18 protein-coding genes are annotated in these 20,536 nt (G+C 59.6%); 7 read left to right on the plus strand and 11 right to left on the minus strand.

Annotated elements, in window-relative coordinates; all coding sequences use genetic code 11:
* Nucleotides 1–96: 96 nt before the first annotated feature.
* The gene (locus tag OHL23_RS13030; protein WP_263352317.1) at nucleotides 97–1,299 is read left to right on the plus strand and encodes an alginate lyase family protein; all 1,203 of its coding nucleotides are present in this window, start codon (nucleotides 97–99) and stop codon (nucleotides 1,297–1,299) included.
* A gap of 119 nt (nucleotides 1,300–1,418) precedes the next feature.
* Nucleotides 1,419–2,348, plus strand: a complete 930-nt coding sequence (locus OHL23_RS13035; protein WP_317891682.1) for a dihydroorotate dehydrogenase — start codon at nucleotides 1,419–1,421, stop codon at nucleotides 2,346–2,348.
* Between the two features lie 550 nt (nucleotides 2,349–2,898).
* On the opposite strand, the gene OHL23_RS13040 is transcribed toward OHL23_RS13035, so the two are convergent.
* The 6 genes from OHL23_RS13040 to OHL23_RS13065 all read right to left on the minus strand — a co-directional run bounded on the left by OHL23_RS13040 (nucleotide 2,899) and on the right by OHL23_RS13065 (nucleotide 10,207).
* Nucleotides 2,899–4,761: a S8 family peptidase gene (locus tag OHL23_RS13040; protein ID WP_263352318.1), complete on the minus strand. Its 1,863-nt coding sequence runs from the start codon at nucleotides 4,759–4,761 to the stop codon at nucleotides 2,899–2,901.
* A 191-nt stretch (nucleotides 4,762–4,952) separates the two neighbouring features.
* Complete coding sequence (locus OHL23_RS13045) at nucleotides 4,953–5,414, minus strand: hypothetical protein (RefSeq protein WP_263352319.1); 462 nt, start codon at nucleotides 5,412–5,414, stop codon at nucleotides 4,953–4,955.
* A 191-nt stretch (nucleotides 5,415–5,605) separates the two neighbouring features.
* Nucleotides 5,606–6,691, minus strand: a complete 1,086-nt coding sequence (locus OHL23_RS13050) for an MBL fold metallo-hydrolase (RefSeq protein WP_263352320.1) — start codon at nucleotides 6,689–6,691, stop codon at nucleotides 5,606–5,608.
* Between the two features lie 77 nt (nucleotides 6,692–6,768).
* Nucleotides 6,769–7,620 carry a 3-hydroxybutyryl-CoA dehydrogenase gene (locus tag OHL23_RS13055; RefSeq protein WP_263352321.1) on the minus strand — a complete coding sequence of 284 codons (852 nt, stop codon included), beginning with the start codon at nucleotides 7,618–7,620 and terminating at the stop codon, nucleotides 6,769–6,771.
* Between the two features lie 197 nt (nucleotides 7,621–7,817).
* On the minus strand, nucleotides 7,818–8,648 hold the full coding sequence (locus OHL23_RS13060; protein WP_263352322.1) for a PP2C family protein-serine/threonine phosphatase: 831 nt from the start codon (nucleotides 8,646–8,648) through the stop codon (nucleotides 7,818–7,820).
* An 89-nt stretch (nucleotides 8,649–8,737) separates the two neighbouring features.
* Nucleotides 8,738–10,207, minus strand: coding sequence for a hypothetical protein (locus OHL23_RS13065; protein WP_263352323.1), 1,470 nt, complete (start codon nucleotides 10,205–10,207; stop codon nucleotides 8,738–8,740).
* Between the two features lie 74 nt (nucleotides 10,208–10,281).
* On the opposite strand from OHL23_RS13065, the gene OHL23_RS13070 reads away from it, so the two are divergent.
* The 3 genes from OHL23_RS13070 to OHL23_RS13080 all read left to right on the plus strand — a co-directional run bounded on the left by OHL23_RS13070 (nucleotide 10,282) and on the right by OHL23_RS13080 (nucleotide 12,650).
* A complete protein-coding gene (locus OHL23_RS13070) occupies nucleotides 10,282–11,268 on the plus strand; it encodes a DMT family transporter (protein WP_263352324.1) in 987 nt (328 codons plus the stop codon).
* 87 nt (nucleotides 11,269–11,355) lie between these two features.
* Entirely contained in the window at nucleotides 11,356–11,763 is a 408-nt protein-coding gene (locus OHL23_RS13075) for a bacteriohemerythrin (RefSeq protein ID WP_263352325.1), read from the plus strand.
* 689 nt (nucleotides 11,764–12,452) lie between these two features.
* Entirely contained in the window at nucleotides 12,453–12,650 is a 198-nt protein-coding gene (locus tag OHL23_RS13080; RefSeq protein ID WP_263352326.1) for a hypothetical protein, read from the plus strand.
* Between the two features lie 20 nt (nucleotides 12,651–12,670).
* Here OHL23_RS13080 and holA read toward each other — a convergent pair whose 3' ends face one another.
* The 3 genes from holA to OHL23_RS13095 form a co-directional block, all read right to left on the minus strand.
* Complete coding sequence (gene holA, locus OHL23_RS13085; protein ID WP_263352327.1) at nucleotides 12,671–13,837, minus strand: DNA polymerase III subunit delta; 1,167 nt, start codon at nucleotides 13,835–13,837, stop codon at nucleotides 12,671–12,673.
* Between the two features lie 131 nt (nucleotides 13,838–13,968).
* A complete protein-coding gene (lptE, locus tag OHL23_RS13090; RefSeq protein WP_263352328.1) occupies nucleotides 13,969–14,493 on the minus strand; it encodes an LPS assembly lipoprotein LptE in 525 nt (174 codons plus the stop codon).
* Between the two features lie 107 nt (nucleotides 14,494–14,600).
* Nucleotides 14,601–15,422, minus strand: a complete 822-nt coding sequence (locus OHL23_RS13095) for a class I SAM-dependent methyltransferase (protein WP_263352329.1) — start codon at nucleotides 15,420–15,422, stop codon at nucleotides 14,601–14,603.
* Between the two features lie 66 nt (nucleotides 15,423–15,488).
* Here OHL23_RS13095 and OHL23_RS13100 point away from each other — a divergent pair, with 66 nt between their 5' ends.
* Nucleotides 15,489–15,908, plus strand: a complete 420-nt coding sequence (locus tag OHL23_RS13100; RefSeq protein WP_263352330.1) for an EamA family transporter — start codon at nucleotides 15,489–15,491, stop codon at nucleotides 15,906–15,908.
* 94 nt (nucleotides 15,909–16,002) lie between these two features.
* On the opposite strand, the gene ftsH is transcribed toward OHL23_RS13100, so the two are convergent.
* Both ftsH and tilS read right to left on the minus strand, forming a co-directional pair.
* Nucleotides 16,003–17,934, minus strand: a complete 1,932-nt coding sequence (gene ftsH / locus OHL23_RS13105) for an ATP-dependent zinc metalloprotease FtsH (protein WP_263352331.1) — start codon at nucleotides 17,932–17,934, stop codon at nucleotides 16,003–16,005.
* Nucleotides 17,935–18,334: 400 nt separating this feature from the next.
* Nucleotides 18,335–19,714, minus strand: coding sequence for a tRNA lysidine(34) synthetase TilS (tilS, locus tag OHL23_RS13110; RefSeq protein ID WP_263352332.1), 1,380 nt, complete (start codon nucleotides 19,712–19,714; stop codon nucleotides 18,335–18,337).
* A 75-nt stretch (nucleotides 19,715–19,789) separates the two neighbouring features.
* Here tilS and ispD point away from each other — a divergent pair, with 75 nt between their 5' ends.
* Nucleotides 19,790–20,512, plus strand: coding sequence for a 2-C-methyl-D-erythritol 4-phosphate cytidylyltransferase (ispD, locus tag OHL23_RS13115; protein WP_263353239.1), 723 nt, complete (start codon nucleotides 19,790–19,792; stop codon nucleotides 20,510–20,512).
* Nucleotides 20,513–20,536: the final 24 nt, after the last annotated feature.

Raw genomic sequence — 20,536 nt, forward strand, 5'->3', positions numbered from 1 at the left:
TCCCCCGCCGGAATTGGAATGGAACGACGATTTTCGGCTGCTGGTTTCTAGCCGGAGCAGCAGCATGGAGTGGCCGGATGCGGAGCATGCGGGCGCGTGAAGCCAACTGCTATCGACCGAAGGTTGTTCTGCCGGGGGCTCGCGACTCTCGCGGGTTCTGCGGGAATTACCTCCTGGGCTCGGCCTGTGCTAATGGGCGAGAAGGCCGGGTATGGGCTGGTCGCGCAAACCGACCGCTTGCGAATCCTCAAAGCTGCCAACGCGGCTATGGATTTCGAGCCGGCGACGATCACATCGTTCCCGTCGAGCAAGAGTCCGGGCGGCGTGCATGATTATTTTTCTCAGGCGGACTATTTCTGGCCCGATCCGAAGAATCCGGATGGGCCTTACGTCAATCGGGATGGGCAGAGCAATCCGGACAATTTCAATGACCATCGCAAGGCGATGATCGCGTTGTCGATCCGAGTGCCTGCGCTTACGGCCGCGTGGATGCTGACGCGGGATAAGCGATACGGAGAGCGCGCCTGTGCACATCTTCTGGCGTGGTTTGTTACACCGGCCACGCGGATGAATCCGAATCTGGAGTTTTCGCAGGGAGTGCATGGGGTTTCGACTGGCCGCTCTTACGGGATCATCGACACGCTGCATCTGGTGGAAGTAGCACGCGCGGCGAGTATTGTGGCTCCTGCGATGCTTTCGGCGGAGGAGAGTGCGGCACTGAAGAGCTGGTTTCGCAGCTATCTGGAATGGATGAAGACTAGCGATAAGGGAAGGACGGAGCGGGATGCGCTCAACAATCACGCGACCTGCTGGGCCTTGCAGGCTTCGGAGTTTGCGCGGCTGATTGGAGATAGCGAAACGCGGGAACAGGTCCATCGGCAATACACTGACGTTCTTTTGCCCGGGCAATTGGGGGTGGATGGGTCGTTTCCAAAAGAGTTGGTCAGGACCAAGCCTTACAGTTATTCGATCTTCAATTTCGATGTGATGGCGGCGCTTTGTCAATCCCTGAAAGGCACGGGAACTGACCTGTTTTCGTTCCGGTTGGCGGATGGACGCGGGATTTGCAAGGCTGCGGAGTTTTTGTATCCGTATCTGAAGGATAAGAGCGGGTGGCCTTATGCCAAAGATGTCGAACACTTTGACGCGCTGCCGGTGCGGTCTCCGGGATTGCTGTTCGCGGGGCTGGCGTGTGATCGGCAGCAGTATATCGCTTTGTGGAAGACGCTGAATCCAGATCCCGAGGATGCGGAGATTATTCGCAACTATCCGGTGCGGCAGCCGCTGCTTTGGGTTTGAGGAATGTGGAATTTGGCCGTGTTTCAAGCTGGAACTGGGCAGGATTGGCGGCTTCTATAATCAATCGTTAGAGTTGCCGTAGAGAATCTGATGACGCGTCTCCGAGGAAATGTCTGCCTTTGAAGCCTGATATGACAGTGCGGTTTGCCGGTGTGGAGCTGGCGAACCCGATTATTGCCGCTAGCGGCACGTTTGGCTATGGGATCGAGTTCGAGGAGATTGTCGGGCTCGAAGCGATTGGGGCGTTTGTCACCAAGGGGCTGTCGCTGGAGCCGATGGCGGGTAATCAGGCGCCGCGTATTGTGCAGACTGCGGCGGGGATGCTGAACGCCATCGGGTTGCAGAATATCGGCGTGGTGGAGTTTATCGAGAAAAAGCTGCCGCAGCTTACGCGATATCCAAAGGCGAAGTGCATTGTGAATGTCTTTGGGAACAAGGTCACGGATTATGTGCAGGTGATCGAGCGGCTCAATGATGCGCCGGGGATTGTGGCTTATGAGCTGAATGTCTCCTGCCCCAATGTGCATGAAGGTGGGATGACATTTGGGGCGGATGCCGGGGCGTTGGAATATCTGGTGGCGCGGGCCAAGGCTGCTTCGAAGAGGCCGCTGATTGTGAAGCTTTCGCCGAATGTGACTTCCGTGGCGCAGATGGCACGGATTGCGGCGCTGGCGGGGGCGGATGCGATCTCGCTGGTGAACACCTTTCTGGGGATGGCGATCGATGCTGAGACACGGCAGCCGACTATTCGCAATGTGACGGGCGGACTCTCAGGGCCGGCGATCAAGCCGATTGCGCTGCGGATGGTGTATGAGACCGCGAAGGCGGTTTCGGTGCCGATTCTGGGGATGGGCGGGATTGTTACGGCGGAGGATGCCGTCGAGTTTCTGCTGGCCGGGGCTACGGCGGTGCAGGCGGGAACGGCGAGTTATGCCGATCCGCGGGCGGTGGAGCGGCTGGTGACGGGGTTGACTTCCTGGTGCCGCGGGCATTCGGTGGAGCGGGTTTCGTCGCTTACGGGTGGGTTGACGATTCCGTGGCAAGGTTAGCCGAAGTTTTGGGGGAAGGCTTGGTTGCATGCGATTGCTCTGGTGCTGGCGGTGTAAGCGTGAGATGCCAATGTTGGACGAAGCGGAGTTCGCCTTGGCTTCGAGTTTGTTCCATGACGCGATGAACTCGGCCAAGGAAGTTCGCAAGAACACCGGTGTTCCAATCCCACATGAGTCAGTTCAGGTATGCTTTCGGCCTGTTCTTGATTACTACGAGCGGGTTACGGGATATAAGGAAACGAATCATGACGCGGTAATGCATCATCGGATTTCTCGTTATTGACCACCTTGTGAACGATGTGGCAAACCGCTCAGAACGCCGAAGGCAAAGCTATGCGGCAGTTGCATGTGGCCAGTGAGTAGCCTCAGGGGCTAAAGCCCTCTTGATTTCTGTGGTCTGATGTGCGGGCTGAAGCCCGTACCCTTCGTACTGGCCCACAGCCAAGGCATTCCCTCGGGGCCTAAACGCGGATTCATTCTGTGGCTTTATGGCGCGGCTAAAGCCGCGCCCTTTCAAGACAAAAAGAGGCTTGCGTCAAGCTGGAGCGGGTCACTGGGCCTGATTCTTTAGCAGCGCTACTGTGGCTTTGGGATTGATCAGGTGGCGGCGGCCGTCTGGGCTGGGGTCTGCGGCTTTCTCCATCAGGGCTATGACTTTTTCTGGGGTTAAGGATGGGTCGATTGCTATCAGCTTGGCGGCCAGATTAGCTACGTTGGGCGAGGCCATGGAAGTGCCTGAGAACTTCATGCGGGTTCCGCCGGGGACGAAGCTTTCGACCTGAAAGCCGTCGGCGTCGAGAACTACGGTTGGGCCGTAGCTGGTGAAGGATGTCTCTTCGCCTGCCTGATCGACGGCGCCCACGGTGAGGAGATTGGGCTCTTTGAGGGAGGCGGGGACGTCGCCGAGGAAGCCGGGATTGCTGTCGGAGTTGCCTGCGGCGCAGACGAAGAGCGTGTTGGGCGCGCTCCGGATTGCGCCTTCGACGGCTTCTTTCCAGATGCGGTAGATCTTCGCGGCGAACTGTTTCCGCAACTCAGGGTCTTTTTCGGTGCTGGTCTTATTCAGCCACTGCTCGATCTCGCTCTGGCTATCGGCCCAGCTCATGTTGACGACGCGGACGTTGTGTTCGCGGACGTAGTTGCCTAACTGGAGGAAATCGGCTTTGAAGCGATTGGCCCACTCTTCGGTGGGCGCGAAAGGCAGATCAGGGAGCCCGTCGTTGAACTCAAGGACGACGAGGCGGGCTGCGGGATTGCCGCGCACGGCGATTCCGGCGACGTGGGTACCGTGCATATACTGGCCGAGGAAATTCAACTGCTTCAGGAATGGCGCGAGCTGGTCGGGCGGCGTGGTGGATAGGTATTTGCGGGCTGCGTCTGCGGCAGGGGAATCGATGCTGTTCTGGGCGTCGTCCATTCCCTGCTCCAGTTCCAGGGCCTTGGGGTAAAGACTGGTTTGCTCCGCGGTGAGGGGCTGCAGATCGGCAACGTAGGGCTTTCCGTCCAGATCGAACGCCAGGCCGTGGGGGCCGAAAACTCCCGGGGATGGGTCGGTGAAGAGCTGCTTCGGATAGAGGGCGGTGTCGACGCCGGAGTCCCAGATGCCGATGCGCACTGGAGTCAACTTTTCTGTCTCGGTAAGGGTTACTTCCCGCGTGGCCCAGATATCCGGTTTTTTCTCTGTATGCGCCTGAATGTAAGGGACGAGGACGGCTTCGATCTGCTCTTTTAATGGCAATTGAAACTTGACGACGACTCGCGAACTCAACAGATTGACGGCGGCAGAGTAGTCAATGCTACCGGTTTTGGCCACTTGCGGGTCCACGTTAGCCTTGTAGCTACCGGCAAAGAGGGATGGCGACATGATTTGAAAGGATGCTTTGAGCTCCTTCACGGTATCCTGCACTGCGGCCCATGGAAGCGCGTTGACTTCCTTTTGAAAGTTGGCAAGGAAGGTGCTCGCAAATGCGGGACCGCTGCTGGAGCCAGTTTCGATCCACGCATTGAGCAACGGACGAGAGAGGATGCCGTCCGTGATTCTGGCTTCAGGCTTCTCCTCAAGATCGCGGACTTTGTTGATGGTGGCAAGTGCACCTTTTGGGTCGCCGGCAAGGATTTGCGCGTTGAATTTTGCCAGGAGATAGCCGCGCAGTGTGGGCTTGTCGTCGATCTGATAACTGGCCAGGATGGAATCGATGTCGGCGGTTACTTTGCGGGTGAAGGCGTCGAAGGTGGCGTCGTCGGCTGCGAGAAGATCGCTGGCGCTGCCGGTCAGCGGATAGCTGATTCGGGGGAGATCGGCGTCGCTGGTTACCTTTTTCTTCGCGGCTGCTTCCTGTGCTGAGGCCCGATAGAAAAGCATGGACGCAAACAGAAACAGGGCACAAGCTAGTGGCTTCATCCAATGGGGCATACGATACCTCACAGTGGGGGACGCAGCTATGGGAGCACACTTTGGCTTGCTGGACCAGAGAATTCTTATTCGATGGATTAATAGGGAGTGCGCCGTTGGCGGCGTCAACTAAATTCGCATGCCGGGAGATGCAAAAGCCCGCTGCGGAGTGATCCGCAGCGGGCTTTTGGGGTTGACTGATTGCGCTTGGCTCAGCGCGGCCTGAGGGAGCGGATTGCTTCGGGCAGGCGCGCTTCGATCAGGCGGGCTCGCTCGGCCGCCATGCCGCCGAGATAGGCAGAGGCTGGCGTGGTTACGAGCACCAGGATAAAGGCGATAAGAGAGAAGCCGAGGCCGGCGAAGGCTGCCGAGACCAGCATCTGGTACATCGAAACCTTGTCCAAGCCGAGGATGTTGAAGGCGACATGCTCCATGAACTTGACGCGCTGCAGGACAGCCAGAGCGAAGAGAAAGGAAATCATGGAGAGCGCCGTGAGGACAGCCAAGGTTCCATCAAGAGATCGATGGAATTTTTGCCGTGCTTTGCAGTGTGCGCATTCTATGAGGTGCTGTTCGTAATCTCGGCGCATCTCGGGAGTAATGCCGGAGATGTCATAGCGCCAGCTACCCAGAATGGCTCCAACTACCCTGTCGGTGCATTGGGTTCTTGCCATAGAGATTAGACTCGCTTTGCCGCGGTTTTGGTTCGCATTTTTAACACTTCGTGACCTAGGTGGACCTCAACAGGTTTGAGTGTCCACAGCTTGTACGGTTGAAGAACCGGACAAGTTCCTGGAACAAGGAATATCCCACTATTGTAACCTATGGCGGTTACGAATCCGTTACGTAAATCGCCGTATGACACTCAAAAGCAAACAGGATCGAGTGGCTCGTCCTGGCTGGCGAGGTAGAGACGGTTGGCGAGCAGGTTCGGTTTGGAGACGAGTGCGCGTTCGGCGGCGAGGCGGGCCAGCTCGGGCAGATTGTTGCTTTCGGACAGATGGGCGAGGATCAGGTAGGTCGCCGTGCCGTCGTATGTCTCTTCGAGGAACGCGGAGGCGGCGGCGTTGGAGAGATGGCCGACGCGGGACAGCACACGCTGCTTGACTGACCATGGGTACGGCCCGTCGCGGAGCATTTCGAGGTCGTGGTTGGACTCGAGCATGATGAGGTCGCAGCGGCGGAGCTGGGCCTGGACGTTGGGCGGCATGTAGCCGAGGTCGGTGGCGATGGCGAGGCGGATACCTTCGGCGGTGAAGACGAACCCGACGGGGTCGGCGGCGTCATGAGGGATGGTGAAGGGGCTGATGCTGAGGTCGCCGATGGAGAAGGTTTCGCCGGGGCGGAAGTAGGAGACGCTGGGAAGATGGGCGGGATTAGGTTTTGGCGCCTCGGTGACTGTTTCCGACGGCGGATTCAGGTCGGCGCAGGCTTGAAGAGCGATTTCCTGGGCAGGGGACAAGCTTACCTCGGGGGCTAAAGCCCCGGTCGTTGCATGGGTGTTATGTACGGGCTGAAGCCCGTACCCTTCAGCGGATAGGTTTATTTCGCCGTTCGTAGCGCTATGGCTTGGTTCAGATAGGATATTTGCGGCTTCGGCGGCCTGCTTTTGTTCGCGGTATTGCTGGGCCCATTCGGCGTAGGTAATGCGTTTTTGTGGGGTTACCTGGCGAACCCAGGCGCGATGGGTGGCTTCGGTGAAGTAGACGGGGATGCCGAGCTTGCGGGCGGTGACGGCGAGGCCGTTGATGTGGTCCTGGTGCTCGTGGGTGACGAGGATGGCGTCGAGGGTGCTGGGGTCTTCGCCGACCTGCTTCATGCGGCGGAATAGCTCGCGGCAACTGAGTCCCGCGTCTACGAGAACACGTGTGGAACCGCCCGTGCCGGGGGTGCAGGAGACGATCGAGCTGTTCCCTTTTGAGCCCGAGGCGAGGACGGTGAAACGCACCATCTTATGAGCATAGTCCTGTTCGGTGTGGAATTGAGGGACGGAATCGGGATGGGATTTGCGAATTCGTAACTGACCCGTTAATAGGTGTAAAAGCCGCGGCCGGATTTGCGGCCCAGCCAGCCTGCGTCGACCATGCGAACGAGGAGCGGGCAGGGGCGGTATTTGGGGTCGCCGAGGCCTTGATGCAAGACGCGAAGAATGTCGACGCAGACGTCGAGGCCGATGAAATCCGCAAGGGTGAGTGGCCCCATGGGGTGAGCCATGCCTAGTTGGAAGACCTGATCGACGGCTTCGGCGGTTGCGATGCCTTCCATGACGGTGAAGGCGGCTTCGTTGATAAGCGGCATGAGAACGCGATTGGAAACGAAGCCGGGGGAATCGTTGACTTCGATGGGTGTTTTGCCGAGACGAACGGCTAGATCGCGAACGGTTTCGAAGGTGGTTTGGCTGGTTTGCAGGCCGTGAATGATTTCGACGAGGGCCATGACTGGGACGGGGTTGAAGAAGTGCATCCCGATGACCTGCGTGGGCCGGTTTGTCTGGGCGGCTAGTTTGGTGATGGAGATGGAACTGGTGTTGGTGGCGAGGATTGCGGACGGCGGGAGGATTGTGTCGAGGGAACGGAATAGCTCGGACTTGATTTCGAGGCGCTCGCTCGCGGCTTCGATTGCGAATTCGGCTTGGGAGAGCTGGTCGCGGTCGGTGATGAGGTGAATGCGGGCAGCGGCGGCTTCGACTTCGTCAGAGGTGAGCTTGCCTTTGGCGGCTTCCCTGCCGAGGTTGGTGCGTATGCGGGCTAGAGATTTGTCGAGGAGGGTTTGGTCGATGTCACAGAGGAGGACAGCAAAACCGGAGCGGGCGAAGATGTGGGCGATGCCGCCGCCCATGGTGCCTGCGCCGATTATGGCTACTGTTTGGATGGGGGACATTCAGGCTACTCCTAGAGTGGGGTGCGAACCTCAGGGGCTAAAGCCCCGATTCGCAGCAGTTGCTAATGTACGGGCTGAAGCCCGTACCCTTCAACTTGAGGCCACAACTTTCCATCGCATTGGAGATTGTTAAGAAGCAGGTCCTTCACTTCGTTCAGGATGACAATGCTTTGATTTTGAAGGAATTTCGGAGGCAATCAGTCCACACGGACGATGAGGCAGGTGATGTTGTCGTGGCCACCGGCTTTGTTGGCTGCCTGAATGAGGCGGGAACATAGTTCTTCGAGCTGGGCTGGACTGGATTCGGAGCTGAGGGTGGGTGTGTTCAGCAGGGACTCGATCTTTTCGTCGCTCAGTTCGCGGGAGAGGCCGTCGGAGCAGAGCAGGAAGAGGTCGCCGGGCTCTACTTCGGCTTCGATTACGTCAGGAGTCACATATTTCTGAGTGCCGAGGGCGCGGGTGATGACGTTGCGCAGCGGCGAGCGAGCGGCTTCGGCGCGGGTCATGCGGCCGAGGCGGACTTGCTCTTCCACGAGGGAATGATCGTGGGTGCAGAGCTGAATGTGGCCATTGCGGAGACGGTAGCAGCGGCTGTCGCCGACATTGAGGATCCAGACGCGGGGTTCTTCGTCGGGCAGGCCGGCAAGCAGGCCGACCAGGGTGGTGCCCATGCCGCTCAGGCGCAGATTGCGCTGGCTGCGGGAGTGGATGGCTTCGTTGGCGGCTACAACGGCTTCTTCGGCGATTTTGGGAATTGGGCCTGCAGAAGTTCCATTCTGGGTGTGGCCGGACCGGGTTTGGGAGTTTTGGGGATCGCGGCGGGCTTCTCTTTTTTCTGTGACAAGCCGGAGGACTTCTTCGACGGCCAGGGAGCTGGCGATTTCGCCAGCAGCGGCTCCGCCCATGCCGTCACAGACGAGGTAGACGCCGTGTTCGACCGAATAGCCGAAGGCATCCTCGTTGGAGGCACGCTTGCGGCCACGATCGGTGATTGCTGCGGCGGTGTATCGCACTACTGCGGTGGCCACGGAGTTCTCCCAAACGATAAGTTTACAACGAGATTTCAGAAATCGGCGAAAGGGGCGGTCATGGAGTTTTCGTTGGGTACAAAGGCAGCTCAGGGTTTGGCGAGAATCGGCTGGGATGCATGGGGTGGAGGGATCGGTGGCGCGGGCGGCAGATTGTAGACCTGGATGGCTCCGTCATTGAGGACTGCGAACCGCTGACCGGAGGGGGAAAGCGCGAAGTTGCCGCCGCCGTCGAGGACGGGCGAGGCCGGGACGGTCAGCTCGACTTTTCCGTTGGCGACATCGAAGACCTGAACGATCTGATCGCGGATATCGGAGTCGTCGAGGGGGTTGTAGGGGCCGATGGGATGGGTGACTTCGAGAGTTGCGCGGGCGAGCCGCGTACCGTCGGAGGAGGTTTCGAGGAGCGGCCAGATTCTGGTTGCGGTGCATGAGGCGTCCCACAGGCGGGCGTGGTCTTTGTCGCTGTTTCGCAGAAGAGCGGTCAGGTGACGCGCGCCGGTGGCGTTGCAGGCAGAGGCCAGGACGACGCCGGGAGAGAGTGCGTCCAGGGTTGGATTGCAGGTGGATTCGACCCATCCCAGCGATACTGTGGAGCCTTGGAAGTATTGGTAGCTCACCATCCAATTGCTGCCGCTTCCGCGCAGGGCCTCGTAGTATCCCTCGCCGTCGACGGGGAGATGGATGGCGCCGTTGACCCGGCTGAAGAGCATGACTTTGCGGTTATCCATGCGCAGGATGCGGACCAGGCTCTGGGACGTGGACTGCGCCTTTTGAAATTCGGCGTCGAACCGGTCGTTTGCCGCCATGCTGGCAGAGGTGGTGGATGGCGGGGATTGCTGAGTTGCATCGGCCTCGTCTTTTGTCTCGGCTTTGGGTGTCTCGGCTTTGGGAGTCTCCGATTTTGGGTCGGCAGCGGCGGGCTCATTGGTATCGGCAACGATGAGGGCCTGGTCGGGTGCGAACTCGATGAAGCTGACGGGGCCGGGAAAACGAAGGAATGGCTGGAGATGCAGCGCGGCATCGCCGATCTGAAGGGCGTTTCTGTCGCGGAGGATGAATTTTCCGCTCTTGAGCGGCCAGAGATAGCGGCTGTAGTCGTGCAGCTCCCAGAGAGCTTCGGCGGTGACTTTGCCGTCGGGGAGCGAAAGTGTTACCGCGCGAATATGCCGTTTGTCCTGCAGAGGCTGGCCGGGACCGGCGGGTTCGCGGGCGATGAGTCCGGGGACACGAAAGGTGAAGAGCAGGGTGTCTTCGTCGAGAAAGTTAAGCGAAACCTGGGCAAAGCGGTCGCCGAGATAGAACGCCGCGGGCGGGGCGAAGCCTAGCGGAGCTACGGGGATGGCGAAACTGGGGGGAACGACGTTTTGATCTGCGGCATGAGCCTGCTTCTTTTTGGCATCGGCCGAAGCAGAAGCGGAGGCGAGCATGGAGGCGAATGGATCCTGGGCTTGGGCCTGGGCGCGAGAAACGCCGACGGCGGCGAGGGCGAGGGCCAGGGCGATTCCTCTGGGGATCAGGAGCCTGAAGCGTAGGCCGGGGCTGAATGAGCTTGTCATCACCGCTCACCATTGTCGCTTATCCGGGGCGAGGATGGGAGCCGGTTTGAGACAGGTGTGCGACAGTTGAAAGGATGGATCAGGAACGGACACAACAGGGACGGACACCACGCAATTTGAACTGGCTGGGGTATGGCGCGTGCGCCATGGCAGGCTGCCTTTGGGGGACAGGATTTTTCTTTGGAAAGCTGGCGCTACGCGAGATGGGCGTGGGGCATATGGTGCTGTACCGGTTTCTGTTTGCCAGCCTGGGCATGCTGCCTATCGCCTGGACGGCGAGGCCGAGGCGCGAGTTCCAAAACGGGTTGGTGGGAACGATAAGACCGGCCTGGACGGCGCGAGAGATTGGTGTGCTGCTGTTGTCGGCGGTGCTGGGGATTCCGATCCAGTTTCTGTTGCAGTTTGAGGGACTGGCGCGGACGACGGTGAGCCACGCTTCGCTAATGGTGGGAACGATGCCGGTGCTGCTGGCGCTGGGGGCAACGATCTTTGCTGGAGAGCGGCTGGACTGGGTGGGATGGCTCGCGCTGGGCGGTTCGACGGTAGGGGCGGCGTTGATTGTATTGGGCGGGCATGAGGCCGGAGCTGCCGGTGTTGCTCCGTCGCTGACCGGGGATTTACTGGTGGTGCTCTCGCTGACGATCGCGCTGGGATGGATCTTGATGAACAAGAGCCTGATGCTGGTGCATGGGCCGCTGGCGGTGACGGCATACGGAATCCTGGCAGGAACTCTGATGCTGGCAGCCTGGGTGATTGCGGTGGATGGTCCGCCGCCGGTGGCTAGGGTAAGCATGACGGCGTGGCTGGCGCTGGCAGCGAGCGGGGTACTGTGTACGGCGACAACAACCCTGCTTTGGAACTGGGGAATACATCATGTTCCGGCGAGCCGGGCCGGGGTGTTCCTGAACATTGAACCGGCACTTGGTTCGGTGCTGGGCGTGGAGCTGCTGGGTGACAAACTGGGGCCGTTTGCGTGGGTCGGGGGTGGGCTGATTCTGGCCGCGGCAGTTACTCTAACGGCTCGGGGGCATGACTTTGACCCGGAAGTACTATTGGATTAAACCAATACATAGGTGTCTTCTACTACCAATCGCGCAACTTTTGCCGATAAATGTGCTCATACAGGTAGGTAGTTTGTGGAGGCTCCTATGGCTTCTCTCATGTGGAATCACTCCTGCAGCGTTGGCGTGCAGGCAATGGACAATCAGCACGGTATTTTGTTGGATGCTTTGAATGAGCTTCGAACGGCTTTGCTGAAGGGCACCGAGTCAAAGGTAGTGCGAGCGATGCTGGCGCGAGTCTCCGAGCTGATGCGGCTCCATGCGGAGAGCGAAGAGCGTCTGCTGGCGCTTTATGACTATCCTGGGCTGGCTGCGCACAAGGCAGAACATCAGAGACTGCTGGGACGGCTGGCACAGTTTGATGTTCGCTTTGAACAGCGGCAGTCGGGCGCGGTGTATGAGCTGGTGGAGTATCTGCGGAAGTGGTTTACGAATCACACGGGTGTTTCCGGGCAGAAATATGGGCCGTGGCTGCAGAAGTGCGGCGTGCAGTAGGGATTTGCGAGAAGCCTCCAAGAGCAGTTGTAAACACCAACAAGCATTTGCCCTGCTTATGAGTTAGGTCAGACCTGTTAGCATCTAGCTAACTTTTCTGAGGAATATCGAACTTGACTCACCGGCATGACTTATCCTTCGAGTCCCATCCTTCTGGCTTGACTGAAGACCAAATAGAGAATTTAGAAGCGCAGTTCGCCGAACAGCAAACAATCGTAAACCTCTGCTGTATACCGTCTGGGCTTGCATTCCTCTTCGCTGCCCACGCCTCGTTTGCGGCGATCACTCAATCGCTCACGAACTCCGACGGAATTCTTGGATTTCGAGTCCCATGTCAGCCTGTCATCTGCTGGTTTTTTGCTGGCTTTGGGGCAGTCAGTCTATGTTTTGAGATCACTCTTCAGGTATGGGCTCTCTTCGTTGGCCATACAATGGTTAACCTTTATGCCGACTGGGACAGCAGGCAACCCAAGAAATCCCGTGGTGGGATCATATATTACGATGCGCGCAGTGCTCTCCGGTGGCTGTCGCTCCTGATCACACTTCCAATTGGCGTATTGACCGTTCTTGCCTTAAATATGCACACTACCTTTGGCGATGACGGCATTCACGAATTCGGGTACGCTTTCGCGAGACCAACCGTTCACTCTTACATGAATATCCGCCAAGTTGGTCTCATCCGAGGAGTCTTGGGCAAGCACAACAAGTTCATCGAGAGACCTTTCGTTGTACTCGATTTCGTGGACGGCCATCGTTGGAATCAGAACAACTGGGACGACTCGTCGGCGGCCACGGAGCGAACAATTCAGGCAGTTATCGAGAAACACACCAGTGTGCCTATCGCCGATGTTCTAGTCATCGAAGACCTACCGAGCCCAAATCACTGACACAGCCAAAACTGGTCGAATTAGCCTTCAAACGTAAGTTGCGGCGAGATATAGGCGGGCGTGAAGGGCTTGGGTTCGCTGGCCAGATCGTAAATCAGGCGCTCCAGAACGAGGCGCTTGTCGGGTGGCGAGGAGCGGAGTTCGAGGTCGGCGCGGGCGATTAGGCGCAAGGCGCGGCTCAGATCGCGGCGGCTCTTGTAACGGCGGGCCTGACGGATCAAATCATCGGCGGCGAAGGGCGGCATTCGGAAGCCTTGCCAGAGCGCCTGCCAGATGGCTCGGGAATCACGGACGTTCTTCTCTAAAATTACAAGCATCTGGCGGAAGGTGCGAGCCAGCATATAGAGATGGCCAATAGCGGCTTCTTCGCCAGCCTCGGAACTATTCAACAAGCCATGCAGCAGAGCCAGAGCGCGGGGGCGGTCCTTGGCGCTGATGGCGTCTGTGAGTTCGTATAAAGAGCGCTGCTTGGCGCTCAAGACCATGGTTTCCACGTCACCGAGGGTGATGCGGCCGCGACCGTAGCTGAAGAGCAGAAGCTTTTCTAGTTCGGAGGCGATGAGCATCATGTCGGAGCCGAGGGCGTCGACGAGTTCGCGGACAGCGTCGGGGTCCATCTTTGTGCCCTGCTCCTGAGCGGTGGCGGCGACCCAGCGCATGGCATCGGAGTCTTCGACGCGGGCCAGCTCGACAATGCCGCAGTGGTCACCGAGGGTTTCGCGCAGGCGCTCGAAGCGATTTTTGTCTTCCATGTCCATGCGCCGCGGGTCGGCGGGGATGCGCAGGTGGTCGGCGATGAACAGAATGAGCGCCTGCGGGTTGGGCGACGCGAAGTAGCGGTTGATTTCGGCGAACTCGTCTTTTTTTGCGCCGCGGGTGTAGAGCTGCTTGAGGTTGCGGACGAAGACGACCTGGAATGGCGCCATGAGAGACGGGGTGCGGGCGCGATCCAGGATTTCGAAGATGGAATGCTCGGTCAGGTCGAGTTCAGAGAGGCAGAAGTCGCGCAGGTCTTCGGGGACGAAGGCTTTGAGGACGGCTTTGCGGCAGCGCTCGTAGAGGAAGGTTTCGTCGCCGACGAGGACGTAGCCGGGTTTAAGCGCGCTGTTATTGGTGGCTGCGGCGGCGATATCGGCGGTGAAGCGGTCTGCGGCGGCGAAGCCGACTCCGGGACGCGATGTGCTCATTGAAAATGGCCCTCGGCGATGTGTCCCGGATTCATTGGTTTAAGGATACCTGTTGCCGGGGTCGGCGGGCGGTGGAAATCTGGGGCGGAATTGGGGTGATTACCATTCGCGCTGCGATTTTTCGGCTTTGGTCAAAAGCTTTCCAGAACATCCGCAACGAGGGCGCGGGCGAAGTCGCGGGAGAGACGCTGGACGGCGGCTGGGCTTTCGTCGAGGAAGCTGGGTAGATCGGTGGTGGCCTGATATTCCTGGCGGAAGACGTAGTTGTTGTTCTGGTAAAGGACGCGGCCGTCGCGCGCCTTGAGAGTAACGGCGGCTACGAGGGTGATCAGGTAGCTCGAAGACTGCTGCGTCTGGGAGTTGTAGTTCAGTGGAGCGACGGTCTGGCTCAGGATGGTGCCGTGGAGAGTGGCGTCGGCATCGGAGTTGTCGTTGGGAGTGACGACGAGGCGGGTGCGCGTGGCGAATTCGCGAATGACTGCCGTGGTCATTTCGATTTCGGTGCGGTTGGAATTGGTTCGGGTCGCGAAGACGGGAACGGCGAGGGTCTTTGTACCGGGCGGCAGGTGGGTGGCGGAACCGACGGCGTGGTAGCCACAGGCGGTCAGGCCGAGGAGAAATGCAGCGATGGAGATAAGGACGGCGGACCTGCGCATGACTCTTTTTAGTGTACCTGCGGATTTATGGATTCAGCGCAATCCCACCCTTGGCGCAAAGAGCGCGCCAAGAATGGGCCACCCAGATTCAGTCTATTGAAGCAGGATCATTCAACCCAGGCTGTGGCGAGTTTGCCGAGGCCTTCTTCAGGAAGCGCGAGGCCGTCGGAGCGATTAGAGAAGTAGCGCTGATTGATTTCGATGGAATCGAGTTGCTCGGTTCGCTGAAAGCCGGCGGATCTGAGTTCGTTTTCCATCTGTTCTGAACGGAAAAAGAGACGGAATGGTTCTCCGGCGGCGGCTACGCGGGCGGCCAGGGATTTGCGGGCACGCTGAAGGGTGGGGCTGAGTTCTTCGTCCGAGAGGGCGTAGTCGAAGGTGATGCCGCTGCCTACGGGCATGGCCGCGATCAGATCGAGGGTCGAACGGAAAGCGGGAAGAGTGAGGTAGGGCACGACTCCCAGCCAACTGAAGAAGGTTGGAAGATTGGCGTGGAAGCCGCCTTCGGCGAGGCCATCCTTTAAGGTGCGGTGTTCGAAATCGAGAGGGACAAAAGTGAGATTGGCCGGTTCCGGGATAGCCGCAGAACGCAACATGCCTCGCTTCCACTCCTGAGTGGCGGGAAAGTCGACTTCGAAGACTGCGAGATTTGGGAAGGGATTGCGGCAGGCGAAGGTGTCGAGACCGGCGCCGAGGACGACGTACTGGGTTGCACCGGCGGCGACGGCAAAGGCCAGGTTGTCTTCGGCGTAGCGGCTGCGGGCAACGATGAAGGCGCGAAAAGCTCGCGCCCTGGGGTCGGCGTGGCGCACCGGATCGGCGTGGAAGGCAGTTCCGAGGAGCGGCACGGCGAAGGGATCGTCGAGGATTGCGGGGCTATCAAGAATCAGGTGGGCGGCGCGGCGGCTGGCGACGGCCAGGGCGGTCATGCTGGATCGGCCGGGGCGCATGATGTCAGTTTAAGACAGCCGGTGCGTGCGGCGTAGGATGTTTCCATGAACTGGATTTTCTGGTCGTTGCTTTCCGCATTGTTTGCCGCTGCTACCGCCATTCTGGCCAAGATTGGCGTGGCGCATATCGATTCCAACCTGGCGATGGCGATCCGGACGACGGTGGTCGTCGTATTTGCGTGGTCGATTGCGCTGGCGCTGGGCAAGCATGGGGAGATCCGGCAGGTGGATGGGCGGGCCTGGCTGTTTCTGGCGCTTTCGGGCCTGGGAACGGGGCTTTCGTGGCTTTGCTATTTTCGCGCGCTGCAACTGGGGCCAGCTTCGCGGGTGGCTCCGCTGGATAAGTTGAGCGTGGTGCTGGTGATGGTGTTTGCGGTTGTTTTTCTGGGAGAGAAGATGTCGCCGTGGGCGGTGGTGGGCGGGTTGATGATTGCGGGGGGCGCGGTGGCGATGGTACTGGCCTAGATTGTTGGGAATGATCGCTGAGAATGCAAAAAGGCCACCCTCGCGGATGGCCTTTTGATTGTTGCCTTTACGGGTTGATTGATACTTCCGTGGGTTATGCCGGGGAGGGTGAACCTTCGGGGAAGCCGGGGCCACCGCGTCCAGACTCCGGTTTCAGGACTTGCTGAACGCTGCCGCCGCCCTGATCGCTGGGCGATGCGAGGGATGAGCGGACTTCGGGAAGTTCGGTGCCTTCGATCAACATGCGAACTTCTTCGGCGTCGATGGTCTCGCGTTCCAGAAGAGCATTTGCAATGCGGTGCATGGCGGGCTGGTTGGCGTCTACGAGCGAGTATGCGGATTGATAGGCCTCGTCGATCAGGCGGCGAACTTCCTGATCGATCTGGCGCGCCGTTTCTTCGGAGAAGTCACGGTGCTGGGCGATTTCGCGTCCGAGGAAGATCTGTTCTTCCTTTTTGCCGAATGTCAGCGGACCGAGGCGGCTCATGCCGTACTCGCAGACCATGCGGCGGGCTAGATCGGTTGCGTGTTCGATGTCGCTGCCAGCGCCGGTGGACATCTGGCTGAGGAAAATCTCTTCCGCCACACGTCCGCCGTAGGCTGTGGCCAGACGGGTTTCGAGGTACTCGCGGGTATAGTTGTGGCGGTCGCCGGGAAGGTAGACGGTGACGCCTAGGGCCATGCCACGCGGGATGATGGTGACCTTGTGGATGGGATCGGTGTGGTCGCGAAGGACGGAGACGAGAGCATGACCGGCCTCGTGATAGGCGGTGACCTTCTTTTCTTCGTCGGTGAGCAGCATGGACTTGCGCTCGGCACCCATGAGGACCTTGTCCTTGGCGATCTCGAGGTCGTACATGGTGACTTGCTTGCGGTTTACGCGGGCGGCGTTCAACGCAGCCTCGTTGACCATGTTGGCCAGATCGGCGCCGCTGAAGCCAGGTGTTCCGCGGGCGAGGACGTTGAGGTTGACGTCGTCGGCGACGGGAACCTTCTTGACGTGGACGCGCAGGACTTCTTCGCGGCCACGGACATCGGGAAGGCCGACGACTACGCGGCGGTCGAAGCGGCCGGGGCGCAGAAGGGCTGGATCGAGGACGTCGGGACGATTGGTTGCGGCGACAAGGATCACGCCGTCGTTGGATTCGAAGCCGTCCATTTCGACGAGGAGCTGATTCAGGGTTTGCTCACGCTCATCGTGTCCGCCGCCGAGGCCTGCGCCGCGATGGCGGCCAACGGCGTCGATTTCGTCGATGAAGATGATGCAGGGGGCGTTCTTCTTACCTTGTTCGAAGAGATCGCGGACACGGCTTGCGCCGACGCCGACGAACATCTCGACGAAGTCAGAGCCGGAGATGGAGAAGAACGGAACGTTGGCTTCGCCTGCGACAGCGCGGGCGAGCAGGGTCTTGCCGGTGCCGGGAGGTCCGACGAGCAGGACGCCCTTGGGAATACGACCGCCGAGCTTCTGGAAGCGCTGGGGCTCGCGCAGATACTCGATGATCTCTTTCAGTTCTTCCTTGGCTTCGTCAACGCCAGCGACATCCTTGAAGGTCACTTTCTTCTGCTGCATGGAGAGCAGGCGGGCGCGGCTCTTGCCGAAGGACATGGCCTTGTTTCCGCCGGACTGCATCTGACGCATGATGAAGAACCAGATACCGAGGATCAGGACCAAGGGTCCGATCTGGAGCAGGATCGGCCAGAAGAGGTTGCCCTGTGCGTCCTTGATGGTGGTCTGAACCTTGTTCGCGTTCAGGAGGTCGTACATATTCGGGTAGTTGCTCGGGACCTCGGTGTGGAATTGGGTCGATTCCTTGCCGTCGCCTTTCAAGTGACCGTGTACTTCCATGCCCTGCACGGAGACGTCATTCACCTGGCCTTGCTGAACCCTCTCAAGGAACGCGGAGAAGGGTATGTCCTGTTCTTTGCCGCCCATCACGGCACTCTTTTGCACGACTCCAAAGAGCAGCACGAGACAGATGACGATGAATGCCCAGAACATGATTGTCTTAACGGTCGAATTCACCAGGACTCCTTTTTGTGGCATGGGAGAGAATTGCGTGGGGACTCCCAAACCGCTTGCTGCCCATTAGACGTCTTGACACGCCTGAAAGAAACAGGAAGATGAAAACAATCCCCATTCAATCAGACAGCATGCTCGACGCATACCAGCCAGTCCACTGATTGTACTCCTAACTGGGCAAATCTGGCACTCCGCATGTGGTCCGTTTGGGGCAGGCTGCAGAACGAAAGAACCATCGGAATGGAAGACTTGGCTTGCTGGCGACTGGAACCTGCGAGCTATCTCGGTAACGGAATATTCCGCAATTTCGTTCCCGGCTTCCGGGTATATCGGCGTTATATCGACGGAAAAATATGACTTTACGAAAGTTATTGTTCGCGAGGGAAGATTTTTCCGATCTTCGCTACTCCTCTTCGGCTGTAATGGTCATTTCGGAGTGGGGCGCAAGCTCCGCGCCTTGCATCCAGATGATCTGGCCCTGCCATTCGACGACTGGCCATGTGGCGCGGGCGGTGCCGGTGACTTTGAGGCGCTCCAGGACTTCCTTGATCTTGCGGGGGCCGCTGGAGTAGCGAAGAGTGACCCGGTCGCCGGGACGCCAATTGCGGATGGTGGCGGGCGCGACGGCACCGGCTGCCTGGGCGCGGAATCGGCGGCCGAATGCGGTGGTTTCGCCGGGGATGGGGAGCTGGAATTCGGTAGGTTGGCTGGATTCGGCTCGATTGGCGGAGCGGGCTGCTTTCGCGGAGTGGGGCGCGAGGCGGAGTTCGCGGGGAGTGCGCTCGGCGGTGATTGGGCCGGGAAGCGCGAGTTGTTGGCCTGACCGGCCTTGGAGTCCCAGTTGGCGGAGGGACTCGGCGGCGTCGAAGCTGAGGGAAACTCCTAGCTGGGCGGCGGCGTGGCGGAGCAGACGGCGTTGCATGGCTACGGGTTGCGCGGCGAGGCGTACCGTGTCGATGGCGATGGCGCTATCGGCAGTGCTGGCGCGGCCGCCTCCGCGGACCGGACGGCCAGAGAGGAGAAGTTGCGGGGCGAGACGGGCGATTTCCGATGCCCACCAGGCTTCTTCGTCACGGGCGAGGGTGGCCATGTTGTTGAGATGTTCCCGGATGCGGGGGTTCCATTGTTCGAGTTCAGGCAAAAGCTGGTGGCGGAGGCGGTTGCGGGTATAGGTGGGATCTTGGTTCGAGGCATCTTCGCGCCACGGTTGGCCGAGGATGGCGAGGTAGGACTCGACCTGGGAGCGCGTGGCGCTGAGGATGAGGCGGAGAATGCGGCCTTCGGGAAACTGGACGACGGGGTGAATGCCGGATAGGCCCTCGGTCCAGGCGCCGCGGAGGAATTTACCGAGAACGGTTTCGGCCTGGTCGTCCAGGGTGTGGGCGGTCGCGACGGCGTCGATTTGATGCGAGGCCATGAGTTGGCGAAACCAGGCGTAGCGCAAGCGGCGGGCGGCTTCTTCGATTGATTCGCTGCTTTTGCCTGTCTCGGGAGCTCGGGTGGCTTCGGCTGCCGTGTCGACCTGATGGGTATGGAACTGGATTCCGAGGGATTGGGCGAGTTCGGCGGCAAATTGCTGGTCGCGGTCGGCCTCGACGCCGCGCAGGCCGTGGTGGAGGTGAGCGGCATGGAGGACGATGCCCAGTTCTGCCGCGTGGGCGGCGAGCGCCCGAGTCAGAGCTACGGAATCAGCTCCGCCGGATAGGCCGACGGCGAGGCGCAGGCCGGGTGGGAGCATGGTTGTGTCGAGCGGGATTGAGGGAATTGGAGCAGGATTTGCCACTGGATGATGGTAAATCCAGTTGCTACAGCGGCTGGAGTCTGTCTCCCAGGCCTCGCGTTGTATACTCCGATGGTTATGCAGGTATTTGCCATACTCCCGGCGGCAGGCGTTGGGACGCGGATGGCCGCGTCTCAACCCAAGCAGTTTTTGGAATTGAACGGTTTGCCGATCCTGATCCACTCGCTGCGGGCTTTTGCGGCGGCGCGGCGGGTGACGGCGATCTACGTGGCTGTACGGCGAAACGAGATTGAGCGCGTCGAGTCGCAGGTTGGCGAGTATGGCGAGAAATTTGGATTTGCGGGGCGCGTCTTTGTGGTGGAGGGCGGCGATACCAGGCAGGAATCGGTGGTGAACGCGCTGAATGCCATTAACGAAGGACGGGGCGGCGACGAGGAAGACATCGTTCTGGTTCACGATGCCGTGCGGCCGCTGATTGACGCCGCGACGATTGAAAGGACGATCGATGCTGTCGCGGAACATGGCGCTGCGATTGTGGGCTTACCAGCGATTGACACGGTGAAACAGGTAGAGCGCACGGCTCATGGAGCGCTGGTGACCTCGACGATTCCGCGGGAGTTTGTGGTGCTGGCGCAGACGCCGCAGGGGTTTCGTTGCGGACTGTTGCGCAGGGCCTTTGCGGAGGCGACCGCCGATGGCTTTGTCGGCACGGATGAGGCCAGTGTGGTGGAGCGTGCCGGGCACGCTGTCGCCGTTGTACCCGGCTCTCAGGTTAATCTGAAGATCACACAACCCGGCGACCTGGCATTGGCGGAGTTCTACCTGCGCCAGCGAGGTTAGCCGAAAGAGAAAGTCACAAAAACC

Source organism: Acidicapsa acidisoli (genome assembly GCF_025685625.1).
Lineage (GTDB): Bacteria > Acidobacteriota > Terriglobia > Terriglobales > Acidobacteriaceae > Acidicapsa > Acidicapsa acidisoli.